This is a genomic window from Raineya orbicola, assembly GCF_002843425.1.
GTDB classification, from domain to species: Bacteria; Bacteroidota; Bacteroidia; order Cytophagales; family Thermonemataceae; genus Raineya; species Raineya orbicola.
Window position 1 is genome coordinate 46,889 of sequence record NZ_NKXO01000001.1, and the last position, 24,887, is coordinate 71,775.

A 24,887-nucleotide genomic window follows, 5' to 3' on the forward strand; every position below is an offset into this window, starting at 1 on the left:
TGCAAATGCTTACCAGCAAACTTCTTTTGTAAAAAATAGTAAATCTGCATAAATTGCAGAAAAATTTAGTAAAAATGGAATACCTCGAAGGATTGAATGAACCCCAACGCCAAGCCGTTATTCATACCGAAGGACCGCTGATGATCATCGCAGGGGCAGGTTCAGGAAAAACACGTGTACTTACGTACAGAATTGCTCATTTGATTTATCACGGAGTAGATCCTTATCAAATTTTGGCACTCACTTTTACCAACAAAGCCGCTAATGAAATGCGAGAACGCATTGAAAAAGTGGTAGGACACGAAGCCAAAAATATTTGGATGGGAACTTTCCACTCGGTTTTTGCCAAAATTTTACGCATAGAGGGGCATAGATTAGGCTATACACGCGATTTTAGCATTTACGATACCGAAGACTCCAAGAATCTTATCAAGAACATTGTTAAGGAACTCAACCTTGATGATAAACTCTACAAGCCTGCTACGGTGTTTTCTCGTATTTCGGGGGCAAAAAATAGACTTGTTTCGTATCGTGAGTACAACAACAACCCCATTTACCGAGCCGATGACGAAAGTTGCCAAAGACCTGAAATCGGCAGAATTTATCAAATTTATCAAGAAAGGCTTTTCAAAGCCAATGCAATGGATTTTGATGATTTGCTTTTCAATACCAACGTACTTTTTCGCGATCATCTGGACGTGCTGAATAAATACCAGCACAAGTTTCGTTACGTAATGGTAGATGAGTTTCAGGATACGAATGTTTCGCAATATCTCATTACTCGCAAGCTCGCGGCAGTACATCAGAATATTGCCGTAGTAGGTGATGATGCCCAAAGCATTTATGCTTTCCGTGGAGCAGATATTCAAAATATCTTGAATTTTGAAAGGGATTACCCCAATCTGAAAACAGTGCGTTTGGAGCAGAATTATCGTTCTACCAAAACCATTGTACAAGCCGCCAATTCGGTTATTGCCAAAAACCAAGCCCAACTCAAAAAGAATGTTTGGACAGCCAATTCCGAAGGTGAAGCCATAGAACTGCTCAAAGCTACTTCCGATGCCGAAGAAGCTCGTATGGTGGCACAAAATATTTTTGAGGAGAAAATGCAGAAAAAACGCAAAAATAGCGATTTCGCAATCCTTTACCGAACTAATGCTCAGTCTCGTACTTTTGAAGAGGCTCTTCGCAAACTGAATATTCGCTATAAAGTAGTAGGGGGGCTTTCTTTCTACCAACGTAAAGAAATCAAAGATTTAATTGCTTATTTTCGTTTTGCACTCAATCAGAACGATGAAGAGGCTTTTCGCCGAATTATCAATCTACCCAAACGGGGCGTAGGAGATGCTACCATTGCTCGCATAGTAGTCATTGCAGATGAACATAAAATTTCCATTTGGGACGTGCTTTGCAATGCTTTCAAATACATTGGCGGAAGGGTGGCATTGGCTTTGGATACTTTTGCGACACTTATCAAGAGTTTCAAAATTGCTATTGAGCAAAAAAACGCCTATGATGCCGCAATGGAAATTGCTAAAAATTCAGGATTGCTCAAAGAACTTTACGAAGATAAATCCATTGAAGGATTAGCCCGTTACGAAAACGTGCAAGAACTTTTGAATGGTATCAAGGAGTTTGTAGATAACCCTGAAAATACGGATAAAGGTTTGGGGGCGTTCTTACAGGAAGTTTCTTTGCTTACCAATGCAGATGAGCCTGAAAGCGAAGAGGACAAAAAAGATGCTGTAACTCTAATGACTATCCACTCGGCGAAAGGTCTGGAATTTAAGCACGTTTTTGTGGTAGGAATGGAGGAAGATCTTTTCCCTTCGCAAATGATGATTGGCAGTAGGGCTGAGTTGGAAGAGGAAAGAAGACTCTTTTATGTGGCTATTACCAGAGCAGAGGAGAAATTAACGCTTACCTATGCAACTTCTCGCTATCGTTTTGGTAGAATTAAAGACTGCGAACCCAGCCGCTTTCTTGATGAAATTGACCCTCGTTGCATTAAACAGAAAAAAACGATTATTCCTTCGGCTTCGGTAAGTGATAGAATAGCGGTGAAAAACTTTCTGAACTCTTTGCAAGCTACTACGGCTCAAACAAATAAAACCACTTACAAACCCTCGCCCGATTTCAAACCCAGCGATACTACTTACCTTGCACCAGGTATGCGTGTAGAACATTTGAAATTTGGTTTTGGATTGGTTTTAGAAATACAAGGCGAAGAAAAAGAACGAAAAGCACGTATCAAATTTGATGAAGTAGGCGAAAAAACTTTACTTCTAAGTTTTGCAAAACTGAAAGTACACGGATAAGTATTTGTTTGTTAGAATTTTATATTGATTTATCGTAAAGTTTTCTTACATTTGACTTGGAGTGTAAGAAAAATTTTTTACTTTTCGCTATCCTAAACGTATTTTGATTTTTGTATGGATAATGAAAGAGTAGATGCCTACATCAAAGAAATGATGAGGCTCAAAGAACGCCGAGAGCGTGAAAACCAGAAATCAGATTTGAAAGAAATTGCCCGAGAATTGGGTATGAGTGATGATGATTTTGAGGCAGTAGAGGAAGAAAGAAAGAAAATGCTTGAATCGGCAAAAGGTTTGCTCAATCATCAGCAAAGTGATGATGCCATCGCCCTGCTTGAAACCGCTTACAATCTTGAACCTGATGATGCCGAAACAATTAGTCTGCTTGCCCAAGCCTATGGAATGAAATACATTCAAACAAATATTCCTTCTTACAAAAAGAAAAGTGAGGAGTTTGCCTCTTTGGCAATTCTCAAAAATCCCCAAGACCAAAAAGCAATGGAACTGCTACGTTCTGTTCGTTACAAGCCTAAAAAAGAACTTCAATTGGGGAAAATAGTAGGTTTAGTGGTTTTTCTGGCAGTTTTAGGGCTTTTAGGGTATTGGATAATGTCTCCTTCGTCCAAAGGTTCTAACAACACCCCTGCTAAAACGGAGCAAACTCTTCAACCAAACTATTCCAATACAAATAATATTGTTTCCTATACAAATGCAAACGGCGAAAGTGCAACTTTTGAGCGTGCAGGTTCGGAAATGATTATTCATTATGAGGGTACTTTGCTTAAAGGGAAAACTAAATCCGCAGAAAAAAATAAATACACCGATGCACAAGGAACTAACATAGCAGAAGTAAAAGCCAAAGACTCCGATGGTTTCAAAGTTCGCACACCCGATGGGCAAACTTTGCTTTGGAAAATAAAATTAGCAGGCGATAAAATTAAGATTTCCAATAACGAAGAAAACCGCAATCCTTATGAAATCAAACGCAAAGAAAACAAAATCAAAATCAGTAAAAACGATGTAGAAATTACTGAACTGAAAGGGAAAGACAAATTTTCAGAAGCAGTAATGTATCTTACTGATATTCCCAAGCCACAGCGTTATATTATTGTAGCCGAACTTTTGATGAGAAATTTGTAAAATTTTGCTTATTAACCTCAAAACAATAAATTTTATGGAAGAAAAAGTATGGTTCAAAAGCTATCCCTCACGAGTACCTAAGGAAATCAATCCTGATGCTTACCCTTCGCTTGTAGCTTTTTTGGAAGAGCATTTTCAGAAGTTTGCAGATTTACCTGCTTATCAGTTTATGGACAAAGTGCTTACCTACAAAGAAGTAGATAAAAAATCGCGGGATTTTGCGGCTTTCTTGCAAAGTTTGGGCTTGCAAAAAGGTGATAAAGTAGGTTTGCAAATGCCCAATATAATGCAGTACCCTGTGGCTTTGTTCGGTATTTTAAGGGCAGGTTGTACAGCGGTGAATGTCAATCCGCAGTACACGGTGCGTGAAATGGAGCATCAATACAAAGACGCTGATGTAAAAGCAACTATCATACTTGCCAACTTTGCAAGCAATTTGGAGAAAACTCTCCCTCATACCAATATCAAGCACGTTATTGTTACGGAAGTAGGGGATATGTTGGGCTTTTTGAAGGGAAAAATCGTGAATTACGTAGTGAAGCATAAGAAAAAAATGGTGCCTCCTTTCAATATTCCCAACGCTATTCCTTTTGGTAAAGCATTGAGTTTAGGAGCAAAAAATCCTTACAAACGTCCTGAAATTGCTTCGCAGGATATTGCATTCTTGCAATACACAGGTGGAACAACAGGGGTTTCCAAAGGGGCAATGCTCACACATCGCAATATTATTGCCAATATGATGCAAATTAAGGCGTGGATGGCACCTAAATTGGTAGAGCGTCAGGAAGTTATTGTTACGCCTTTACCCTTGTATCACGTTTTTGCCCTTACGGTAAATTGCTTTTCAATGATTGCCATTGGGGCTAAAAATATTCTTATCGCCAACCCTCGTGATATGCAAGGCTTTTTGGCAGAGCTTATCAAAAACCGCTTTACCGTGATGACGGGGCTGAATACGCTCTTTATTGGTATGATGAACCACCCCGATTTCAAAAAAATCAATTGGAGTGGTGTAAAAACCATTGTAGCAGGGGGTATGGCTATGCAGAAACCTGTAGCCGAAAAATGGAAGCAACTCACAGGTATTGCAGTAGCCGAAGGCTACGGATTGAGCGAAACTTCACCTGTACTTACCTGCAACCCTATTGACGGCACCGAGCAAATCGGAACTATCGGTATTCCTTTGCCGAATGTAGATTTGAAACTTATTGATGAAGATGGCAGAGAAGTACCTATGGGTGAGGCAGGTGAAATCTGTGCCAAAGGTCCTAATGTGATGCTCGGCTATTGGAATCGTCCTGATGAAACTGCCAAAGTCTTTACAGAAGATGGTTGGTTCAAAACAGGAGATATTGGCGTAATGCAACCTGATGGCTTTTTCAAAATTGTAGATAGAAAGAAAGATATGATTTTGGTTTCAGGCTTTAATGTCTATCCTAATGAAGTAGAAGATGTGGTTGCAGGACACCCCAAAGTTTTGGAAGTTGCCGCTATTGGCGTGCCTGATGCCAAAGCCACTGAAAGAGTAAAAATTTATGTGGTAAAAAAAGACGAAAGCCTCACAGAACAAGAACTGCGTAAATATTGCGAAGAAAACCTAACAGGCTACAAACAGCCTCGTGATATAGAGTTTCGTAATGAATTGCCTAAATCCAACGTGGGTAAAATTTTGCGTAAGGTACTTAAAGATGAACTCAAAGCTCAATTGGAAACACAGAGCAAGACAGGTACAAGTTCATAGGTGTTTCACGCAAAAAACTTCGCCTACTAGCGAAGTTTTTTGCTTAAAAATAAGACTCTTTTTCGTTGGGAAAATCTTTGTTTTTTACGTCCTCAATATATTTCTCTACGGCTTGATGAATGATGCTATTCAAATCGGCATAGCGGCGAAGGAAACGAGGACTGAAATCCTTATTGATACCTAACATATCGTGAAGTACAAGCACTTGCCCATCTACGTAAGGACCTGCCCCAATACCTATGACAGGAATACTTACGCTTTCAGCTACTTGTTTAGCGAGCATTGCAGGGATTTTCTCCAAAACCAAAGCAAAACAGCCTAATTTATCCAGAAGCATTGCATCTTCTAAAAGTTTTTTAGCTTCGGCTTCTTCTTTGGCTCGGACGTTGTAAGTTCCGAACTTGTAAATGGATTGTGGGGTAAGTCCTAAATGCCCCATTACAGGCACGCCTGCACTCAATATGCGTGTGATAGACTCTCCAATTTCTGCCCCCCCTTCCATTTTGATAGCGTGTCCGCCTGTTTCTTTCATAATGCGAATGGTAGATTGCAAAGCCTCTTTGGAATTGCCCTGATACGAGCCAAAGGGTAAATCTACTACTACCAAAGCCCTTTTCACGGCTCGCACTACACTGGCGGCGTGATAAATCATTTGGTCAAGGGTGATGGGTAAGGTAGTTTCGTAGCCCGCCATAACGTTGGAAGCACTATCGCCTACTAAAATAATATCAATACCTGCTTCATCAACAATTTTGGCAAGTGAGTAATCATAGGCGGTGAGCATAGATATTTTTTCGCCCTTGTGTTTCATTTCCAAGAGCTTATGCGTAGTTACCTTTTTAATTTCTGAATGAACTGACATAATGCAGAAAAAATTTGGAGTGCATTTTTCAAAATTGAAAAATTTTTCGCAGAAAAAAATGTTTTTCAAAAGTTTTTTTACAAAATCTGTATTTTTGCAATCTGTTCAAAACCTATCGGCTATGCTAAATATTATTCAGAATCCTGCTCGTAAGCAGTGGGAAACCCTATTGCAACGTCCTACGGCTCTTTACAGCGATATTGTTGCAAGCGTAGAAAGTATATTAGAAGAAGTGCGTGAAAATGGTGATAAAGCGGTTCGCAAGTTCAATCAGAAATTTGATAATTATGGCGGTGATTTGCTCGTAAGTGAAGCAGAAATTCAGAAAGCTGTTAAAAATCTTGATAAAAAACTTCGCAAAGCCATTGAGCAAGCCTATGCAAATATTTACAAATTTCACGCAAAGCAAGTTGAAAAACCCAAGAAAGTACAAACGATGCAAGGCGTAACCTGTTGGCGGAAAAGTGTAGGCATTGAAAAAGTAGGTTTGTACATACCTGGGGGAACAGCTCCACTTTTTTCTACGGTGCTTATGCTTGGCGTACCTGCTCAAATTGCGGGTTGTAAGGAAGTGATTTTATGCACGCCTGCCAGAAATGGAGAAATTCACCCTGCTGTTTTGTTTTCGGCTTGGAAAGTAGGAGTGCATAAAATTTTCAAAATTGGCGGGGTGCAGGCGATTGGAGCAATGGCATTTGGTACAGAAAGCGTGCCGAAGGTGTATAAAATTTTTGGTCCGGGCAATCAGTTTGTAACCGTTGCCAAACAGCAAGTAGCACGCGATGGGGTAGCGATTGATATGCCCGCAGGACCTTCGGAAGTAATGGTTTGGGCTGATGAAACGGCTCGTCCTGCTTTTGTTGCCGCCGATTTACTCTCACAAGCCGAACACGGCACCGATAGCCAAGTGATTTTAGTTACTCATTCGTTGAAGGTTGCTGAAAAAGTAAGGCAAGAAGTGCAAAAACAACTACTCACCTTGCCCCGCAATGAAATTGCCGAAAAAGCCCTTGCCCAAAGTAGAATAATTGTTTTAGAAAAGTTTAATGAGGCTTTGGATTTAGTCAATTTGTATGCTCCTGAACATTTGATTTTAGCTCTTAAAAATGCAGAAAAAGTTGCAGAAAAAATCATCAATGCGGGTTCGGTGTTTTTGGGCAATTACACTCCCGAAAGTGCAGGAGATTATGCATCAGGCACTAATCATACTTTGCCTACCAACGGATTTGCCAAAGCGTATAGTGGTGTTTCGGTAGATAGTTTTGTAAGAAAAATCACTTTTCAGAAAATTACGCAAAAAGGTTTGCAGAATATCGGTGAAACCATCGCTATTATGGCTGAAAACGAACAATTAGAAGCCCACAAAAGAGCCGTAACCATAAGATTGGCATAGCGTTTATTTCTGAAATTTTTAATATTTTCAAGAAAGGAAAAGCCACGAATGCACGAATGTTAATTTGTGTTTAATTCGTGTTATTCGTGGCTAAATTTGTTTTTTTAAGAAATTAGCTTACACCTTCGCTAAGTTTTTCGGCGTTTTCGGCAAGGCGTAGAGCTTCAATAAATTGCCCAATATCGCCTGCCATAACGGCATCAAGATTATAGACAGTCATACCGATACGATGATCGGTTACGCGGCTTTGGGGATAGTTGTAGGTGCGAATTTTCTCGGAGCGGTCGCCTGAACGCACCTGTGATTTGCGTTGCTGAATTAGCTCCTGATTTTGCTTTTCAAATTCTATTTCGTAAAGTTTGGTACGGAGCATTTGCATAGCCCGCTCACGATTGGCGTGTTGGGAACGCTCCACTTGGCAAACTACTACAATACCTGTGGGTTTGTGGGTAAGTTGTACTTTGGTTTCAACTTTATTTACGTTCTGCCCGCCTGCTCCTCCAGAGCGTGAGGTTTGCATTTCAATATCAGCAGGATTGATTTCAATATCTACTTCTTCGGCTTCGGGCAGTACCATTACGGTAGCGGCGGAGGTATGTACGCGTCCTTGTGTTTCGGTAGCGGGTACGCGTTGCACTCTATGGACGCCTGATTCGTACTTCATTTTTCCATACACATCTTCGCCTTTGATGCTCACAATCACTTCTTTGTAGCCTCCTACGGTGCCTTCGGTGTAGTCTAAAATTTCAAAAGTCCAACCTTGGCTTTGGGCAAAGCGTTGATACATTTCCAGCAAATCACCTGCAAAAAGCGAAGCCTCATCGCCGCCTGTGCCAGCCCGAATTTCTAAAATTACGTTTTTGCTATCGTTGGGGTCTTTGGGAATGAGTAAAACTTTGATTTCTTCCTCAATTTGTTCTTTTTTAGGTAAAAGTTCGTCTAATTCCAATTTTGCCATTTCACGAAAATCCTCATCTTTTTCGTTAGCAATGACTTGCTTGGCGTTTTCAATATTGCCTAAAATGAGTTTGTATTCGTTGTATTTATCAACAATTTTTTGTAAATCTTTGTATTCTTTGTTGAGTTTGGCAAAGTTTTTCATATCTGCCATAGTTTCAGGCAGGGTAATTTGGTGGCTTACCTCATCAAAGCGGTTTTTGATGGCTTCTAACTTATCAAGCATATGACTTGCAGTTTAAGACTTCCGATAGAAAAAAACACAAGAGAGCAAACCTTGCGTAGATTTGCTCTCTTGTGAAGGAATTAAAAAGCTAAACGTGTAAAGTACCTTTTTTTGCCGATTCTTTGATAACTGCATCAATACCTTTTTTGTTGATAGTACGCAAGGCTTTAGCAGAAACTTTCAAAGTAATCCACTCGCCGAGTTCGGGAGAATAAAACTTTTTAGTGAGAAGATTGATATCAAATCTTCTTTTGGTTTTATTGTTGGAGTGAGAAACATTGTTTCCTACTCGGGGACGTTTTCCTGTAAGTTGGCAAACTCTTGACATAACCTTTTCAATTTTTAGAAACGCAAAGGTAAAAGAAATTTTTATTTTTTCCAAAAAAAATCGTAAATTTTTAATCTCTGTAAAAGTTCAAAATGAGAATGAGGTCATCGGCTTCATTGGTAATTTTACGCAAATTATCAAAGGCTTTATCATCACCTTTGATGTAAGAAACATTTTCCACTTTGGCGTTCCAGTTGCTTACAATCATTTTCCAAAGTTCGGGAGCTTCTTCGGGAATGGCTAAAAAGGCGTTTTGTACTTTTTGGCGGAAGCCAGCATCAAGTTCTTTCAAAATAGCGACCGGTCCGTGAGGAATTTCAGGGGAAATCCAAAGGATACGGAAATCTTCTTTTTTATATTTGCCAGCATTGATTTGGTCTTGCCAAAAGCTATATGCACAGGCTCCTACGGCATTAGTTGTCTTGCTGAGGTGTTCAATAACGTTGGCGTGAGTACCTTTGAAACTCACATCTTTGAAAATTGTTTCAGCATCAATTTTTTGAGAGTTTAAGTACAAACGAGGAACTAAATGTCCCGAAGTAGAGGCAGCATTGACAAAAGCCATCTCCAACTTACTACCCATTTTTTTGAGGTCGGAGAGTGTTTTTACTTGCGATTTAGCATTGACGAGCAAACAACTATTATAGGTTTCTAAATTTTTATTTTTATCCCCCCGAATAGCAATGACATCAACCTTTCCGTTCAAAGAAGCCATTACATACCCAAAAGGATTGATATCTACCACGTGAATTTTACCACTATCTATTTTTTCAAGCATTTCAAAGATGTTTTTCGGATAAATTACTTTCACTGGCATTTGCAATTTTTTCTGTAAATATTCTTGCAGAGGTTTATCTACTTGCACACCTTGCTTATCCATTTTGGTATGCCCAATCGCTACTATCAACTCTTTGGGAACATTTTGAGCCACAGCCCAATTCCAAAGCACAAAGGCTAAAAAAGTTGAAATTTTTTTCATACAAATTTTAGTTTAGCTTTTACAAAGATACAAAATAACAATATAAAAACTGACCAAACAAAATTATGTTTTTGAGAGTTGTAATAGCAAAGGCGTAAGTAGAAAAAGAAAAGTATAATTTACCATTTCTTAAACATAAAAAACACGGCAAGAACAATTAAGCCAAAGGCTACCAAATAGTTCCAACGGATACCTTCTTTCAGGTAAAAGATAGAAAATCCTGCAAAAACTACAAGTGTAATAACTTCCTGTAAAATTTTAAGTTGTGCGGCAGAAAAGTATTGATGCCCGTAGCGATTGGCAGGGACTTGTAAGCAGTATTCCAAAAAAGCAATGCCCCAACTTGCTAAAATCACTTTCCACAGGGCAGTTTCTTTGAATTTCAGATGCCCATACCAAGCGAAGGTCATAAAAATATTGGAAAGCAAAAGCAGAACAATGGTGCGTAGCATTTTAGTATTTCAGTATCCAAGCATCAATTCCTAATACATTTTTGATTTCCTCTAATTTAGCATCTGCTTCGGGGCGTGAATTGTAGCCACCTACAACCACACGATACAGATTTTTAGCATCAAAAGGCGGAATGACTCTTACATTATCTACGCCCATTTTTTTAGTTTCTCGGGCTTTTTTATAGGCATTGGCTTGGTTACCAAAACCTGCAATGACAACAAAAAACTGATTTTTACGCCCTTCTACCAAAATACCATCACTTTGCGGTTTAGTTTCTTGGTTTTGTTTGGTTTCGGTAGCAGTTTTTATTTCAGTTTCTTGCTGATTTACAGAATTTTGAGTATTGGTTTCTGCAATAGTTTTATTTTCAGCAGTATTTTCGTTAGTGGTTTTCGTTGATGTATTTTCTTGTGAAGCGTTGTTTTTGGTGGTATTGTTTTGTTCTTTGGGTGGTTCTTGTATGTTGTTTTCAGCATTTTGATTATCCGAGAGGGTGTTTTCTTCCTTTTTGATTTCTTCTTTTGGGGGTTCTTCTTTCTTTTTGCTTAAAAGTTTGTTAAAGGGGTTCAAACTGCTATCTATGGCTACCACATAAATAACAGCCACCACTACCAAAGCCAGTGAGCTAATGGCGGCGATAGTTCCCCAAGCCTTTTTGCCTTCTTCTTTGGGCGGGGCTTGAATTTTTTTGGTAGAGCTTTGCGGAGAAGGTTGCGATTTGTTACTCGCATCTTTTGTATCAACTAATTTGGCATAAATTTCAGGCAAGCCAAAGCTATCATTTAGAATATTAGTTTGTTTGTTTTGTTTGAATTCTATTTCATCATTTACTTGCAAAACCAGTTCCCCTAAATTCTCCAATGCAATACGCTTTTCTATACCCAAATTCATTTTTAGGTTACTTACAAAATTACGGACTTGCTCTTTGGCTTCCTCAACGGGAATACTTTCTTTTTGAGAAATGTAATGCTCCAAAACCAAGTTGGAGGCTTTGGTTTTTGTATGGAAATTGATATTTTTATTAGGAGGAGAAAATAAGTGTGTAGCAGGGTGAATTTCAGCACTGGCATAAGAAGTCTGAAAAGTGCCCAAATCTTGCACAACGACCTCTTCATTGTCTTGCAATACTTCACGTAAATAAGCACCAATATTCATAAAGCAAAGGTTTATTAAACTGCTATTTTATAGATTGTTTATCAAAATAACAAAAAAAATATGTTTTTTTTTTCAAAAAAAACTTTTTAGGTAAAAAGTTATGAAAAAAATATAGAAATTTAGGAAATTATGGTTAATTTTAACTATTTTTACTTTCGTTATCAAGAAAAATTTTAAAGTATGAAATCAGCACAAATACCTAATAGCTCTTTTCCGCGTATAGTGATAGTAGGAGGTGGTTTTGCGGGGTTGGAGTTAGTAAAGTCTCTTAAAAATGCACCTTATCAAGTAGTATTGATTGATAGGCACAATCATCATACTTTTCAACCACTGCTTTATCAAGTGGCTACTTCGGGTTTAGAAACTTCTTCCATTATTTACCCTTTTAGAAAGGCTTTTGGTAAGCAAAATAACTTCATATTTCGCTTAGCAGAAGTACAAAAAATTATTCCTGAAAAACAACTCATAGAAACTTCAGTTGGGGAGATATACTATGATTTTTTGGTGTTAGCTACGGGGGCAACTACAAACTACTATGGAATGAAAGAAATTCAGGAAAAATCTTTTGCTCTCAAAACTATTGAAGATGCTATTCGCTTACGCAATCAGATATTGAAAAATCTTGAAGAGGCAGTTTTGGTGAGTGATGAGCAAGAACGTAATAGTCTAATGGATTACGTAATAGTAGGAGGAGGACCTACGGGAGTAGAGGTGGCAGGGGCATTAGCTGAACTAAAAAAACACGTGTTTCCCACTGACTACCGAGAGCTAAATTTTGTAGAAATGGATATTCATCTTATAGAAGCCTCGCCTAAAGTGTTGGGAGCTATGTCGGAAAAATCTTCTGAAAAAGCATTGAAATATTTACAAGAAATGGGAGTAAAAGTTCACTTGGGCGTAGCTGTAAAAAACTACGATGGCAAAGTTGTAGAATTAAGCAACGGCGAAAAAATTATATCACGTACTCTTTTATGGGCGGCAGGAGTAGCGGGTAATCCTATTGAAGGCATTGCAAAAGCAGTTTTACCCAACGGAAGAGTAAAAACGAACGCTTATAATCAAGTTGAAGGCTATGAAAATATTTTTGCTATTGGAGATTTGGCTTGTGTAGTTACTCCTGAAACCCCCAAAGGACATCCTATGCTGGCTCAGCCCGCTATACAACAAGCCAAAAACTTAGCCAAAAATTTCAAAAAAATAGCTAAAAAAGAAAACTCACTTATCCCTTTTCGCTATAAAGATTTAGGCAGTATGGCTACTGTTGGTAGAAATAAAGCCGTAGTAGATTTAAGTTTTGCAAAATTTCAGGGCTTTTTTGCCTGGTTAGTATGGATATTTGTACATCTTATGGCTTTAGTAGGTTTTAGAAATCGTTTTTTTGTATTTTGGGAGTGGCTCGTCAGTTATTTTAATTATGATAAAAGTAATCGTTTAATTATTGAACCACAACGAACCCAAGAGCATCATATCAATAAAGAAAATACCCAATAATTTTTACAAGCGAAATCATCTTTTACGGGGTATGATTTCGCCTGTAAGAGAAACATACATCAGAAACTATTTTAGTTTAATAGTTCAGTATGGAACTTAACCATTTTTCAACCTCTTCAACAGACATTTGCTTGCGTTCTGCGTACTCTACGACTTGGTCTTTGCTAATTTTACCTAAACCAAAATAACGACTTTCGGGATGGGCAAAGTACATACCGCAAACTGCCGCCGCAGGATACATTGCAAAACTTTCGGTAAGTTGTAAGCCTATTTTTTCGGTAGCCTGCAAAAGCTCAAAAATAGTAGCTTTTTCGGTATGGTCGGGGCAGGCAGGATAGCCCGGTGCAGGACGAATCCCCACGTATTTTTCCTTTATCAATTCTTCATTAGTGAAATTTTCATCAGGAGAATATCCCCAAAATTCTTTACGCACACGCTCGTGCATCAGCTCGGCGAAGGCTTCGGCGAGCCTATCAGCAAGAGCTTTTGCCATAATGCTGTTGTAGTCGTCGTGGTCTTTTTCGTATTTTTCCACTAATTTTTCAAGCCCTATGCCCGCTGTAACGGCAAAAAAGCCCATATAATCCACTTGTTCTGTTTCTTGGGGAGCAATAAAATCGGCAAGGGCGAAGTTTGGCAAACCTTCGGATTTTTGATTTTGCTGACGAAGTGTGTGAATAATTGCCCAATGAGGATTATACACCACCCCCTTCCCCTCCTCAGAGAGGAGGGGCGATGCTTTCTCCACTCCTTTCCAAGGAGGGGTTAGGGGTGGTTGATTTTTGTACCAACCATAATTATTTTTGATTTCAGCTAAAACACTTTCTATATTTTCTAAAACAAGTTTATTTTCAAAATGCAACACTTTTAAGCCGAGTTCTGCTAATCGGGTATCGCGGTACAAATCGTATTCCTGACCTACAGGCGAGAAATGTCCTTTGCCGTCCAATTCAATAGCTAATTTCTCTTCGGGGCAATAAAAGTCTAAAATGAAGTTTTCTACACTATGCTGTCTTCTAAATTTTCGTCCTAATTGCGATTTTTGTAGAAACTTCCACAGAAACTTTTCAGCTTTAGTAGCCCCATTTCTAAGAGCTTTTCTTTTTGTCTCTAATTCTTTAATATTGGAGATTCCTCCTGTGAGGCGATTTTCAAATATTAGGGGGTGTGAGTTTTTGAGTAGTAATGGCTTTTTTAGCACTTCATACTTTTTATGAGCGTGTCCGTTATGTTTGGTACAAGGTGTGATAACCTCCGTTTCTTCAAAATCATAAAGCAGAATATCATCATCATTGATAGTATTGCAGGGATAAAAACCAATTACTGCATTTGCTTGCAGAGATTTATTTTGAATGATTTCAGCAAGCATTTTTTGAGCATCTTCGTATAGCTTGCGGGCTTCTGTCCCGACTATTTCATCATCAAGTATTTGAGGGAATTTGCCTGCAAGTTCCCAAGTTTGGAAAAAGGGTGTCCAATCTATGTATTTGGCAATTTCTGCTAAATCGTAATTGATAAAGTATTTATTGCCTAAAAATTTAGGTTTGTGAATTTGTGTTTTTGCCCAATCTATTTTGAATTTATTTTTACGAGCTTCTTGCAGTGAGATGTAATTTTTCTCTTGCTTACGATTGAGAAAATCATTGCGAATTTTGTCGTATTCTTGTTTAATTTCTGCAACAAAATTTTCTTTTTCGCCTTTTTGTTTGGAGAGCAATTTAGTTGCCACAGGCACACTACGGCTGGCATCAAGTACGTGGATGACGGGTTCTGAATAATTGGGAGCAATTTTTACAGCTGTGTGAGCCTTTGAAGTGGTAGCACCGCCAATGAGCAGAGGTATCTTGAAACCTTCACGTTCCATTTCTTTGGCAACACTAACCATTTCATCAAGGCTGGGCGTAATCAATCCTGAAAGACCGATAATATCTACTTGATGTTTTCGGGCTTCTTCTAAAATTTTCTGTGTAGGCACCATTACACCTAAATCAATAATTTCAAAGCCGTTGCAAGCAAGTACCACCCCTACAATGTTTTTGCCAATGTCGTGTACATCACCTTTTACGGTGGCAAGTAAGATTTTGCCAGCCCCCATAGAGTTTTGGTTTTCTTTCTTTTCAGCTTCCATAAAAGGCAACAAATACGCTACGGCTTTTTTCATTACCCTTGCAGATTTTACTACTTGCGGCAGAAACATTTTCCCTTCACCAAACAGATCGCCTACAATATTCATTCCGTCCATCAGAGGACCTTCAATAATTTGTAAAGGGTGGGCATACTTTTGCCGAGCTTCTTCTACATCAGTTTCAATAAAATCGGCAATACCTTTGATGAGAGCGTGAGCCAAGCGTTTTTCTACGGGTTCATTTCGCCAAGCTAAATCTATTTCTTGCGTTTTTCCACTTTTATTTTTGATTTGCTCGGCAAAAGCCACCAAACGTTCCGTAGCATCAGGACGTCTGTTCCAAAGAACATCTTCTACAAGTTCAAGTAAATCTTTGGGAATTTCCTCATAGACAGCAAGTTGCCCCGCATTTACAATGCCCATATCCATACCTGCCTGAATAGCTCGGTACAAGAAAGCAGAATGCATAGCTTCGCGAACAACATCATTCCCCCTGAAACTGAACGAAATATTACTTACCCCGCCTGAAACTTTGGCGTAAGGTAGGTTTTTCTTAATCCATTCGGTAGCACGTACAAAATCTACGGCATAATTGTTATGTTCTTCAATACCCGTAGCGACGGTAAGAATGTTGGGGTCAAAGATGATGTCTTCGGGAGGAAAACCTACTTTTTCAGTAAGAATTTTATAGGCTCTTTCGCAGATTTGTATGCGTCTTTCGTAAGTGTCGGCTTGCCCTTGCTCGTCGAATGCCATTACAATGACCGCCGCACCATATTTTTTGATAAGTTTTGCTTTTTTGATGAAATCCTCCTCGCCTTCTTTTAATGAAATAGAATTAACAACTGCTTTGCCTTGCACGCATTTCAAACCAGCTTCAATGACGCTCCACTTGGAACTATCAATCATAATAGGCAGGCGGGCAATATCAGGTTCAGAAGCAATCAGGTTCAGGAATGTAACCATAGCCTTTTCGGAATCTAACATTCCCTCGTCCATATTGACATCTATCATTTGGGCACCGCCCTCTACTTGCGTGCGAGCTACCGCCAGAGCTTCTTCATATTTTTCCTCTTTGATAAGGCGGGCAAAAGCCCTTGAACCTGTTACATTGGTACGCTCTCCTACATTGATGAAGCGTATTTCTTTGGTTGCTTTCAGAGGCTCTAATCCCGAATATTTAGAAATCTCATCATCTTGGGGTAGGGGACGAGGTTTGTATTTTTGGGCAAGTTCGGCAATGAGTTTGATATGAGCAGGCGTTGTACCACAACAGCCCCCAATAATATTGACAAGTCCATCTTTTAAGAAATCCTCCACAATTTTTGCCATTTCTTCGGGGCTTTGGTCGTATTCTCCGAAGGCATTGGGCAAACCTGCGTTAGGGTGAGCAGAAGTATAAAAAGGTGCTTTCTTGGCAATTTCTTCCGAATAAGGACGCAACAAATCCGCTCCCAAAGCACAATTGAAACCTACTGAAAGCAAAGGTAAGTGGGAAACAGAAATCAAGAAAGCCTCTGCGGTTTGTCCTGATAGTGTTCGCCCCGAAGCATCGGTAATTGTGCCAGAAACCATTATAGGCAATCGCTTACCTGTTTTTTCAAAATATGTTTCAATGGCAAAAAGAGCGGCTTTGGCGTTGAGTGTATCAAAAATGGTTTCAATGAGTAAAATATCTGCTCCGCCGTCTATCAGCCCTCTAATTTGTTCGGTGTAGGCTTCTACGAGTTCATCAAAAGTAATGGCTCTGTAACCTGGGTTATTGACATCGGGCGAAAGAGAGGCAGTTTTATTGGTAGGACCAATAGAGCCTGCTACAAAACGAGGCTTTGCAGGGTTTTGGCGAGTAAATTCCTCACAAACTTCTTTGGCTATTTTTGCAGACTGGAAATTGAGTTCATAGACCAAATCCTCCATATGGTAGTCTGCCATAGAAATACGCGTACCATTGAAGGTGTTGGTTTCAATGATGTCGGCTCCTGCTTCTAAATATTTGCGATGAATTTCTTGAATAATATGCGGCTGGGTAATGGAAAGCAGGTCGTTATTGCCTTTGAGGTCGTGAGGAAAATCTTTGAAACGTTCTCCACGATAATCGGCTTCGGTGAGTTTGTATTGCTGAATCATTGTACCCATTGCACCATCAAGCACAAGGATACGCTCTTTGAGGATATCGTAAATGTTTGGGCTGGTCATTTGATAAAAAAGATTTTAAGAAATTTCTTCAATAACTTCATTTTTGCTGATATTGAAGTGTTGAGCAACTTCCAAAAGAATAGCGGATAATGTGCCAACCTTCAACGGGTTATGAGCAGGTATAGTAATGTGATGTTCTCCCTTTTCCTGGGTTGTAAGTCTGATATGACTGCCTGTTTGCCTTGTAATTTCATATCCAAATTTTTTTAATTTTTGGGCAAGCTCTAAACCTGATAAATCTCTTGGTAATTTCATACCACAAATACCTCCTCTTTTACAAAGTGTAGACGAATTATTTTAGGTGTATTGCCCTCTGCAAAATGGCATTTTACTGCATCTTTAATGTTTTCTCTTAATTCTTCCAGTGTCTCAGCTTGAGTAAAAATGCTATTTTGAAGTGATTTGGCTTCATAACCACCTTCAAGAGACTCGCTGACGATAAAAATTTCCTCCATTTGAAAATTTTAATTTTGAATTTGTAAAAAATTCCAAAAAGACAGGCAGACAAGCGAAGTGTAGGCAAGTAAGAATGGCTTACACTTATCTTTCCCATAAGCAGATTGCTTTGGGCGGGAGTTGGCACCGTTTCCAAAAATAAGGAAGGGTTGCCAAGCCTTCATAGACCCCGTGTCTCCGGCTTTCTGGATAAGTGGTGCAAAGGTAGGAATATTTTGCTATATTAACAAAACTATTGTTGAAATTTTATCTTTTTTTGAGTTTTCCTTGTGAAACGCCTGTCCAGTTGCAGAGCTTGAAAAGCATTCTTGCCCCAACATTTGCGTCCCATTCATTATTTTCTACATCGCCGCAGGCAACTTCTACTAAATCAAAACCAATAATTTTTTTGCCCGCATTGACTAATTTTTTAAGTAAAAAAGTGATTTCAGCAAATTCAAAGCCACCTGCTACGGGTGTGCCTGTATTAGGGCAAAGTTTGGGGTCAAGTCCATCAATATCAAAGCTGATATAAACATTTTCAGGGAGTTCTTGGATAATTTCATCGCAAAGGTTTGCCCAATTTTTGCCTGTGTAAAGGGCTTCTTTAAGATTTTGGTCAAAGAAAGTTTTTATTCTTTGCGGATTTTCTTGTATAATTTGCATTTCTGCTTCGCAATAATCGCGAATACCAATTTGCACCAGCTTTGAAATTTGTGGGATTTTTAGGGCATTATACATTACAGAGGCGTGAGAGAACTCAAAACCCTCGTAGGCTATGCGAAGGTCGGCGTGGGCATCAATTTGTAAAATGCCAAAATTATTGTATTTTTCGGCGAGAGCCTGTAACAATCCCAGAGGGGTGCTGTGGTCGCCGCCGAGTAGGGCTACAATTTTACCCTGATTGAGCCATTGTGTAGCAGTTTCTTTTACCCACTGATTAAGTTTAGCACATTCGTTGTTGATAACATCAGGAATTTCGTGTAAATAAGTAACTTCTTTGTCTGCTTCTTCGGGCATACCCTCTTCCAGCCAATCAATATAGGTTTCGGCTTCCTCCCGTAAGGTTTCGCTTAGGTCCAACCATTTTTGAGGAAAAGGAAGCATAGCAACTCCTAAATGCCAAGCATTTTCAATATCGGCATCATATAAATCTACTTGGGCAGAAGCATATAAAATCTCTTCGGGAGCATATGCCGTACCTGCTCCATACGAAACGGTTACTTCCCAAGGTACAGGAATAATTATCAAATCAGCAGTGTTTTCGTCAAAAGGTAATCCGAAAAGTCTTCCCAATACTCCTACATCATTGGGATTTATTTGTGCAATAAGTTCTTGCTTAGTCATTGTGATTTTATTTTGTTTTTTTTGTAAAAGTAAATCCTCGTCCTTCGGAAGTTTCTTCAAAATCTACTTGTAAATCAATTAAATACATTAAGTGTTTTTTATCTATAAGAATTTGCAAATCTTCTATTTCGTAGGTTTCGTCAGAAGGTTTGGGTTTATCAAATCCAATCAGATATGAAGCACTACACCCACCTCCTCGTATGCCTATGCGTAAGGCATATTCAGCAGGGATACCTTTATTTTGTTTGATATTTTTGATTTCTTGCAAAGCAAGAGATGTTATTTCCAAAGGCAAAAATTTATTCATTGAATTCCTCAAAATTCGGCTTGCAATATACAAATTTTACAAGAAACAATAACGAAAATTAACAAGGCAGTGAAATCTTTCCCATACAAACGCAAGGGTTTGAGCCGATAGCTATCTTGCTTCCTGTGATAGTTTCGTTGGCAAGTAGAGCAAACAAAACGGCTTCTTTGGCATCAGCTGAAATACCTAAAACCTCCAAATTTTGTACCTGATGATGCTCTTGCAAAAGTTTTATTAAAAACTGATTTTTAGCTCCGCCACCACTTACGTAAATTTTCAAATTTTTCTCTCCAACAGCCTGCAAACCTTTCAAAATGCCTTTTGCAGTAAAATGCGTAAGTGTGCAGAGTAAATCTTGTGGGCTGATTTGCAAATGATAATCTTGCAAGATACTTTCAACCCAAGCAAAATTGAAGGTTTCTTGCCCTGTACTTTTAGGAAAAGAAAGCTGAAAAAATGGGTTTTCTGATAGTTTTTGAAGCAGAAAATCATTGCAAGTGCCTGATTGAGCAATCTCGCCATTTTCATCATAGGGTTTTTGAAAAAATTTTTGGGCAAAAAAATCTAAAAGGGTGTTTCCTGTGCCTGTGTCGCTTGCCCATACAGCTTGCGGATTGCAAGAAGCAGGAATAAATGTAAAATTAGCTATTCCACCGATATTGAGCAAAATGCGATTTTCGCCTTCTTTTTTGAAAAGCAAAAAATCTCCATAAATAGCAAGTGGAGCCCCTTCGCCGCCTGCGGCGATGTGTTTTTGCCGAAAATCGCTTATGGTAATAATGCCCGTATGATAAGCAATTTGGTCGGCATCGGCAATTTGAAGTGTAGCATTACCAAACATCGGATTTTTATGAAAGTGCTTGGGAGCGTGGAAAATAGTTTGTCCGTGAGAGGCAATGAGGTCAATTTCTGCTACTGAATAATGTTCTTTTTGTAAGAACTCTTTAATACATTTTGCGTAAAACCTTCCTAAATAGTTATGTAAAAGTGTAACTTGCTCTAAATCTATATTTTTCTTGGCAAAGACTTTTTCTATTTCAGAACGAATTTGTTTGGAGTAAGGAATGGTGCCGAAGGCAAGTAAATCTACTTGTGTTTGTAATCCTGAACCTCTGAATTTGCACAAAGCAATATCCAGTCCATCAAGCGAAGTGCCTGACATCAAGCCAATTATCTTTCGTTCTTTTTTCTCGGCAATTTTGCAAAGTTTTTCAAGCATTGGTGTTTGAACATTTATCCATGTAAAATATTCCAAAAACTTACAAATAGAAAGTTGTATTTTGAAAATTTTTTAGCCTAAAATTTCAATTAAACTAAGTAAAGTCAAATTTTATTTGGTAAAAACTTACATTGGTGGTTACTTTTGTTATGCAAATGAGAATAAATTATGAACTTTGTGGCAAAACTATTCTTTACAAAAATTTAAACAACGTATGACAAAACTACTTTATTCTTTCAAGTTAGCCCTTATCTTTTTTTTGGGCTTTACGGTGCAATTGAAAGCACAAAAAATTCAAGAGGGACTGCCTTTTGAAAACAAAAGTAAAAATTTATCACAAAAAAATGCTTACCAAAGAGGGAATAACGGAATTTACCTAAAAGATTTCAACCAAGAAGCTCTACAACGTACAGGTAAAATTCGCTGTTATTCAGTAGAGTACAACGAGCAACTCCGCAAAAATAATCCCAATTTTGATAGAGATTTTGAGGCTTGGATTGCAAAAGCAATAGCCAAAAGAAGACGTGATATAGCAAACGGTAACGCTTCTACTCGTACCATTGGGGGAGTGTATTATATTCCTGTGGTAGTACACGTGATACACAATGGAGAAGCAATTGGTACAGGAAGCAATATCAGTGATGCACAAGTACAAGATCAAATCAATGTATTGAATGAGGATTTTAGAAAAATGGCAGGCACACCCGGTTGGAATACACACCCCGAAGGTGCCGATACTCGTATTGAATTTGTTCTTGCCAAAAGAACACCCGCAGGTGCGGCAACCAATGGTATCAATAGGGTAAATAGAAATACTTTGCCTAATAATGCCACTAATTGGCAACCCGGGTTTGAAGCGACCTATATTAACGGAACTATAAAGCCTAACACAATATGGAACCCTGATGAATATATGAATATGTGGACTGTTCAGTTTGGCGGGGCTGATGCAGGGTTACTTGGCTATGCCCAATTTCCTGAAAGTCCTATTGGGGGAGTTGGATGTGGGGCTGCTAATGCCAATACCGATGGACTTGTAATGGGGTATCAATACTTTGGAAGAGGTTTAGGAGGACCTTATGGCGATGGACGCACAGCTACTCACGAAATTGGACACGGATTAGGATTAAGACATATTTGGGGTGATGGAGGGTGTGGTGTAGATGATTTCTGTGCTGATACGCCTACGGCTGGTGCTGCAAATTTTGGTTGTCCGAATGTGAATTCTTGTACCGATACGCCTGTAGATTTCCCTGATATGAAAGAAAACTATATGGATTACACAGATGATTTGTGTATGAACATTTTTACCAACGACCAAGCTACGCGTATGCGAACCGTAATAGAGAACTCGCCCCGTCGTAAAACTTTGCTTACTTCGCCTGCTCTTTTAGCTCCCGCAACCAATTATGGTGGTATTGTTGATATAGTTTCGCCTTTAGGTAATGTCTGTGGCACTTTTACGCCTACGGTAATACTGCGTAATTTAGGTTCTAATAATCTTACTTCGGCTACTATTAGCTACCAAATAGACGGAGGTTCAACGCAAACTTTTGCTTGGTCGGGAAGTCTTGCTTACAAAGCTACTGCTAATGTAAATTTGCCCACTCAAACCCTTTCCACAGGCAATCATAGCATAAGAGTATGGGTAAGTGTTTCTAATGGTAGCTCGCATTCATCAGATATGTATGTTAATGAAATCATTTCTAATTTTAGTGTGGGAGCAGGCAACTCATTGCCTTTTGAAGAAAATTTTGAAAGTAATGCCTTTCCTCCTACAACTGGTACATTGAGCAAAATCCTCTAAATTGCAACACTTGGTTTGAGCAAACAGGCGATAATGGTACTAATGGAGCTACCGTAGCTCGCTTACCTCTGGGCGATGGTGGTGCTGATGATATTCTTTATTCCCCTCTCATTGATTTAACTTCTGCCAGTGGTAATGTAACGCTTTCTTTTGATGTATTCAAAAACAATGGCGGAAATGCCCGCTTGCGTGTAGATATACAGGTCTGTGGTAGTGCTACTTGGACGAATGTGTTTGACCAGCAAGGAAACACTCTTTCCAATAATGCTTGGGCGGCAAAAAGTGTGAATTTATCCACTACCTATAATGGACAACTTGTAAGATTCAGATTCCTTGCTTCATCTGTAAATACAGCAGGCTTTTTGCGTTTGGATAACATTCGTGTCATAGACCAAATGCCAAGAGTATCATTTGTAAATACTACAAGCACTGCTGCTGAAAACAATACAAATGCCCCGCTTGTAGGCGATTGTCGTCCTTTTGTACTTGTAAATATCCCTGTACAAATCAATTTGGCACCCACAGGCAGTGTAGTAGTAGGGCTGAATGTTACAGGCGGAACAGCCATCAACGGTGTTGATTTTGATATTGTCAATTCAACTCTAACTTTCCCTGCAGCAAGTACAGCCAATCAGAACTTCCAACTACGTATCTATGATGACCCTGCTCTTGAAGTACTGGAAAACATTACATTTGGTTTAACAATTGTAAGCGGAACAGCTCAAATCAGTACCTCCAATAATACGCATACGCTTTCTTTGAGCGATAATGACAGCCACCCGCAACCCTCTGTGGCAGGAGCTACTTTGTTTTCAGAAAATTTTGAAAGTGGTGCAGCAGCAGGTTGGACACAATATATTTCTTCAGGTGCAGTAAATATTTGGCGTGTGGGTACGCAAAGAGTTCTAAATGGTACAAATAGTGCTTATATTTCCCAAAGTGCTGCCAGCGGAAATTATAGTGCTACTGCTGCTGGTGCCGCATTGTTTCAAACCCCTGTCATCAATGCTACAGCATATCCCAATAATCAGTTAAGAGTAACTTTTGATTTCCAATGTAATGGGGAAAGAGCAGGTATTACGGATTATGATTATGGTTCTTTGTATTACTCACTTGCTTCTTCACCTACCACTTGGGTACAGATAGAAGGAGCTAATCCTTCACCTTACAGAGGGGTTACTACTACTACTACCAGAATAGTTAATTTGCCCGCTGCTTTACAAGGGCAACAATTTCACTTGGCTTGGCGTTGGGATAATGATAACAGCGTAGCCAATCAACCTGCTTTTGTAATAGATAATATTGTGGTAGAGGCTTTGCCCTTTACAGGCACAGCCGTAGAAACAAACACTTTTACTGCTCCTGCAATGGCAAATAGGTTATATTTGGGTCCCAATTCGCTCAATTACGCTTACAACCCTGCTAATGGCAGATTGGTAGCTCGTATAGAAAATACAACTTCTCACAATTACGGCTGTACGCAAGTGTATGTGGATAGGGCAGGTACAGGGGCTGTGCAATTTACAACAACTTCCACAGCGGAGTATTTAGCAAGTAAAACTATCCGAGTAATTCCTGCAACCAACAACCCAACAGGGGCATATAATATGCGTCTGTATTATACCAACGCCGAAGTTACAGGCTGGGAAACCGCCACAGGTCAGAACCGTACAGCCGCCGTAGTGCATAAATATGCGGGAGCAATTAGTTCGGCAACTATTGGTTCGCCAAGCACGCAAAGTTCTCCCACTTCGCAAGGAACTTTTGGGGCAGATTTCTGGATAGAGGGAGGCTTTACAAACGGATTTTCAGGTTTTGGTATGGGCTTGCCACCGAACCCTCTGCCTGTGCAACTTGTTGATTTTACCACTCAAACTCAGGTTGAAAGCATACGTCTGTTGTGGCGAGTAGTTAATGAGTTAAATATAGAGCGTTATGTAGTGGAAAAAAGCTATAATGCCAAAGAGTTTTTCCCTCTTGGAACTATCAATGCCCAAAGTGTAGAAAATTATGAGCTTTGGGATAATAACCCCAAATTTGGTAAAAACTATTATCGCTTGCGTATAGAGGAAGCTGGAAAAATTACTTATAGCAATATCGTTGTAGCTGAATGGGGTAAAGGAACAACTATTTCTGTATATCCCAATCCTGCCAGCGAAAAGATATATCTAACAATGGCAAGTTTTGAAAATACTCCTGTAAATTTACGTTTGGTAAATCCTTTGGGACAGGAAATTTGGGGTGAAAACGTGAGTGTAGCAATAAATGAAAATTATCGTAAAGAAATTAGTTTAGCCTCTCTTGCGAAGGGTGTCTATATTTTAGAAGTTACAACGCTTGGGGGTAAGCAGACTTACAAACTGATTATTCAATAAAAAATAAAGCCTGCCAGAACCGAAATTTGGCAGGCT

At 39.1% G+C, this 24,887-nt stretch carries 19 protein-coding genes and 1 riboswitch; of the genes, 7 read left to right on the forward strand and 12 right to left on the reverse strand.

Annotated features, from left to right (window positions below; translation table 11 throughout):
- The first annotated feature begins 74 nt into the window (after window positions 1–74).
- The 3 genes from Rain11_RS00245 to Rain11_RS00255 all read left to right on the forward strand — a co-directional run bounded on the left by Rain11_RS00245 (window position 75) and on the right by Rain11_RS00255 (window position 5,196).
- A complete protein-coding gene (locus Rain11_RS00245) occupies window positions 75–2,318 on the forward strand; it encodes an ATP-dependent helicase (RefSeq protein WP_101357312.1) in 2,244 nt (747 codons plus the stop codon).
- 114 nt (window positions 2,319–2,432) lie between these two features.
- Window positions 2,433–3,455 carry a tetratricopeptide repeat protein gene (locus Rain11_RS00250; protein WP_101357313.1) on the forward strand — a complete coding sequence of 341 codons (1,023 nt, stop codon included), beginning with the start codon at window positions 2,433–2,435 and terminating at the stop codon, window positions 3,453–3,455.
- A 34-nt stretch (window positions 3,456–3,489) separates the two neighbouring features.
- Entirely contained in the window at window positions 3,490–5,196 is a 1,707-nt protein-coding gene (locus Rain11_RS00255; RefSeq protein ID WP_101357314.1) for an AMP-binding protein, read from the forward strand.
- A gap of 43 nt (window positions 5,197–5,239) precedes the next feature.
- Here Rain11_RS00255 and panB read toward each other — a convergent pair whose 3' ends face one another.
- Window positions 5,240–6,058, reverse strand: a complete 819-nt coding sequence (gene panB, locus Rain11_RS00260; protein ID WP_101357368.1) for a 3-methyl-2-oxobutanoate hydroxymethyltransferase — start codon at window positions 6,056–6,058, stop codon at window positions 5,240–5,242.
- A 121-nt stretch (window positions 6,059–6,179) separates the two neighbouring features.
- On the opposite strand from panB, the gene hisD reads away from it, so the two are divergent.
- Window positions 6,180–7,451 carry a histidinol dehydrogenase gene (hisD, locus tag Rain11_RS00265; RefSeq protein WP_101357369.1) on the forward strand — a complete coding sequence of 424 codons (1,272 nt, stop codon included), beginning with the start codon at window positions 6,180–6,182 and terminating at the stop codon, window positions 7,449–7,451.
- A gap of 112 nt (window positions 7,452–7,563) precedes the next feature.
- Here the strand turns inward: hisD and prfA are convergent, their stop codons facing one another.
- From prfA to Rain11_RS00290, 5 genes are all read right to left on the reverse strand, one after another.
- Complete coding sequence (gene prfA, locus Rain11_RS00270; RefSeq protein WP_101357315.1) at window positions 7,564–8,634, reverse strand: peptide chain release factor 1; 1,071 nt, start codon at window positions 8,632–8,634, stop codon at window positions 7,564–7,566.
- A gap of 88 nt (window positions 8,635–8,722) precedes the next feature.
- On the reverse strand, window positions 8,723–8,962 hold the full coding sequence (rpmB, locus tag Rain11_RS00275) for a 50S ribosomal protein L28 (protein ID WP_101357370.1): 240 nt from the start codon (window positions 8,960–8,962) through the stop codon (window positions 8,723–8,725).
- 70 nt (window positions 8,963–9,032) lie between these two features.
- Window positions 9,033–9,941, reverse strand: a complete 909-nt coding sequence (locus tag Rain11_RS00280; protein WP_101357316.1) for a phosphate/phosphite/phosphonate ABC transporter substrate-binding protein — start codon at window positions 9,939–9,941, stop codon at window positions 9,033–9,035.
- 119 nt (window positions 9,942–10,060) lie between these two features.
- Complete coding sequence (locus tag Rain11_RS00285) at window positions 10,061–10,393, reverse strand: DMT family protein (protein ID WP_101357317.1); 333 nt, start codon at window positions 10,391–10,393, stop codon at window positions 10,061–10,063.
- A gap of 1 nt (window position 10,394) precedes the next feature.
- Entirely contained in the window at window positions 10,395–11,549 is a 1,155-nt protein-coding gene (locus tag Rain11_RS00290) for an SPOR domain-containing protein (RefSeq protein ID WP_101357318.1), read from the reverse strand.
- A gap of 180 nt (window positions 11,550–11,729) precedes the next feature.
- Here Rain11_RS00290 and Rain11_RS00295 point away from each other — a divergent pair, with 180 nt between their 5' ends.
- Complete coding sequence (locus tag Rain11_RS00295; RefSeq protein ID WP_101357319.1) at window positions 11,730–13,040, forward strand: NAD(P)/FAD-dependent oxidoreductase; 1,311 nt, start codon at window positions 11,730–11,732, stop codon at window positions 13,038–13,040.
- Window positions 13,041–13,116: 76 nt separating this feature from the next.
- Here Rain11_RS00295 and metH read toward each other — a convergent pair whose 3' ends face one another.
- The 6 genes from metH to Rain11_RS00330 all read right to left on the reverse strand — a co-directional run bounded on the left by metH (window position 13,117) and on the right by Rain11_RS00330 (window position 20,669).
- On the reverse strand, window positions 13,117–17,361 hold the full coding sequence (gene metH, locus Rain11_RS00305; RefSeq protein WP_243390514.1) for a methionine synthase: 4,245 nt from the start codon (window positions 17,359–17,361) through the stop codon (window positions 13,117–13,119).
- 15 nt (window positions 17,362–17,376) lie between these two features.
- Entirely contained in the window at window positions 17,377–17,616 is a 240-nt protein-coding gene (locus Rain11_RS00310) for a type II toxin-antitoxin system HicA family toxin (protein ID WP_101357320.1), read from the reverse strand.
- Window positions 17,613–17,816 carry a type II toxin-antitoxin system HicB family antitoxin gene (locus tag Rain11_RS00315; RefSeq protein WP_101357321.1) on the reverse strand — a complete coding sequence of 68 codons (204 nt, stop codon included), beginning with the start codon at window positions 17,814–17,816 and terminating at the stop codon, window positions 17,613–17,615. The genes Rain11_RS00310 and Rain11_RS00315 overlap by 4 nt, the downstream gene beginning before the upstream one ends.
- An 82-nt stretch (window positions 17,817–17,898) precedes the next feature.
- Window positions 17,899–18,013: riboswitch (SAM riboswitch) on the reverse strand.
- A 50-nt stretch (window positions 18,014–18,063) separates the two neighbouring features.
- The gene (locus tag Rain11_RS00320) at window positions 18,064–19,143 is read right to left on the reverse strand and encodes an agmatinase family protein (protein ID WP_101357322.1); all 1,080 of its coding nucleotides are present in this window, start codon (window positions 19,141–19,143) and stop codon (window positions 18,064–18,066) included.
- Between the two features lie 7 nt (window positions 19,144–19,150).
- Window positions 19,151–19,450 (reverse strand): HesB/IscA family protein, encoded by a 300-nt coding sequence (locus tag Rain11_RS00325; RefSeq protein WP_101357323.1) that lies wholly within the window; start codon window positions 19,448–19,450, stop codon window positions 19,151–19,153.
- Between the two features lie 58 nt (window positions 19,451–19,508).
- Window positions 19,509–20,669: an anhydro-N-acetylmuramic acid kinase gene (locus Rain11_RS00330; protein ID WP_101357324.1), complete on the reverse strand. Its 1,161-nt coding sequence runs from the start codon at window positions 20,667–20,669 to the stop codon at window positions 19,509–19,511.
- Between the two features lie 214 nt (window positions 20,670–20,883).
- Here Rain11_RS00330 and Rain11_RS00335 point away from each other — a divergent pair, with 214 nt between their 5' ends.
- Both Rain11_RS00335 and Rain11_RS00340 read left to right on the forward strand, forming a co-directional pair.
- On the forward strand, window positions 20,884–22,476 hold the full coding sequence (locus tag Rain11_RS00335; protein ID WP_101357325.1) for a zinc metalloprotease: 1,593 nt from the start codon (window positions 20,884–20,886) through the stop codon (window positions 22,474–22,476).
- Window positions 22,477–22,661: 185 nt separating this feature from the next.
- A complete protein-coding gene (locus Rain11_RS00340) occupies window positions 22,662–24,851 on the forward strand; it encodes a T9SS type A sorting domain-containing protein (protein ID WP_101357326.1) in 2,190 nt (729 codons plus the stop codon).
- The last annotated feature ends 36 nt before the right edge of the window (window positions 24,852–24,887 follow it).

Bases quoted from the DNA above. Each gene is read 5' to 3' on its own strand.
- Rain11_RS00245 (WP_101357312.1), top strand. From the start codon at position 75: ATGGAATACCTCGAAGGATTGAATGAACCCCAACGCCAAGCCGTTATT.
- Rain11_RS00250 (WP_101357313.1), top strand. From the start codon at position 2,433: ATGGATAATGAAAGAGTAGATGCCTACATCAAAGAAATGATGAGGCTC.
- Rain11_RS00255 (WP_101357314.1), top strand. From the start codon at position 3,490: ATGGAAGAAAAAGTATGGTTCAAAAGCTATCCCTCACGAGTACCTAAG.
- panB (WP_101357368.1), bottom strand. From the start codon at position 6,058: ATGTCAGTTCATTCAGAAATTAAAAAGGTAACTACGCATAAGCTCTTG.
- hisD (WP_101357369.1), top strand. From the start codon at position 6,180: ATGCTAAATATTATTCAGAATCCTGCTCGTAAGCAGTGGGAAACCCTA.
- prfA (WP_101357315.1), bottom strand. From the start codon at position 8,634: ATGCTTGATAAGTTAGAAGCCATCAAAAACCGCTTTGATGAGGTAAGC.
- rpmB (WP_101357370.1), bottom strand. From the start codon at position 8,962: ATGTCAAGAGTTTGCCAACTTACAGGAAAACGTCCCCGAGTAGGAAAC.
- Rain11_RS00280 (WP_101357316.1), bottom strand. From the start codon at position 9,941: ATGAAAAAAATTTCAACTTTTTTAGCCTTTGTGCTTTGGAATTGGGCT.
- Rain11_RS00285 (WP_101357317.1), bottom strand. From the start codon at position 10,393: ATGCTACGCACCATTGTTCTGCTTTTGCTTTCCAATATTTTTATGACC.
- Rain11_RS00290 (WP_101357318.1), bottom strand. From the start codon at position 11,549: ATGAATATTGGTGCTTATTTACGTGAAGTATTGCAAGACAATGAAGAG.
- Rain11_RS00295 (WP_101357319.1), top strand. From the start codon at position 11,730: ATGAAATCAGCACAAATACCTAATAGCTCTTTTCCGCGTATAGTGATA.
- metH (WP_243390514.1), bottom strand. From the start codon at position 17,361: ATGACCAGCCCAAACATTTACGATATCCTCAAAGAGCGTATCCTTGTG.
- Rain11_RS00310 (WP_101357320.1), bottom strand. From the start codon at position 17,616: ATGAAATTACCAAGAGATTTATCAGGTTTAGAGCTTGCCCAAAAATTA.
- Rain11_RS00315 (WP_101357321.1), bottom strand. From the start codon at position 17,816: ATGGAGGAAATTTTTATCGTCAGCGAGTCTCTTGAAGGTGGTTATGAA.
- Rain11_RS00320 (WP_101357322.1), bottom strand. From the start codon at position 19,143: ATGACTAAGCAAGAACTTATTGCACAAATAAATCCCAATGATGTAGGA.
- Rain11_RS00325 (WP_101357323.1), bottom strand. From the start codon at position 19,450: ATGAATAAATTTTTGCCTTTGGAAATAACATCTCTTGCTTTGCAAGAA.
- Rain11_RS00330 (WP_101357324.1), bottom strand. From the start codon at position 20,669: ATGCTTGAAAAACTTTGCAAAATTGCCGAGAAAAAAGAACGAAAGATA.
- Rain11_RS00335 (WP_101357325.1), top strand. From the start codon at position 20,884: ATGACAAAACTACTTTATTCTTTCAAGTTAGCCCTTATCTTTTTTTTG.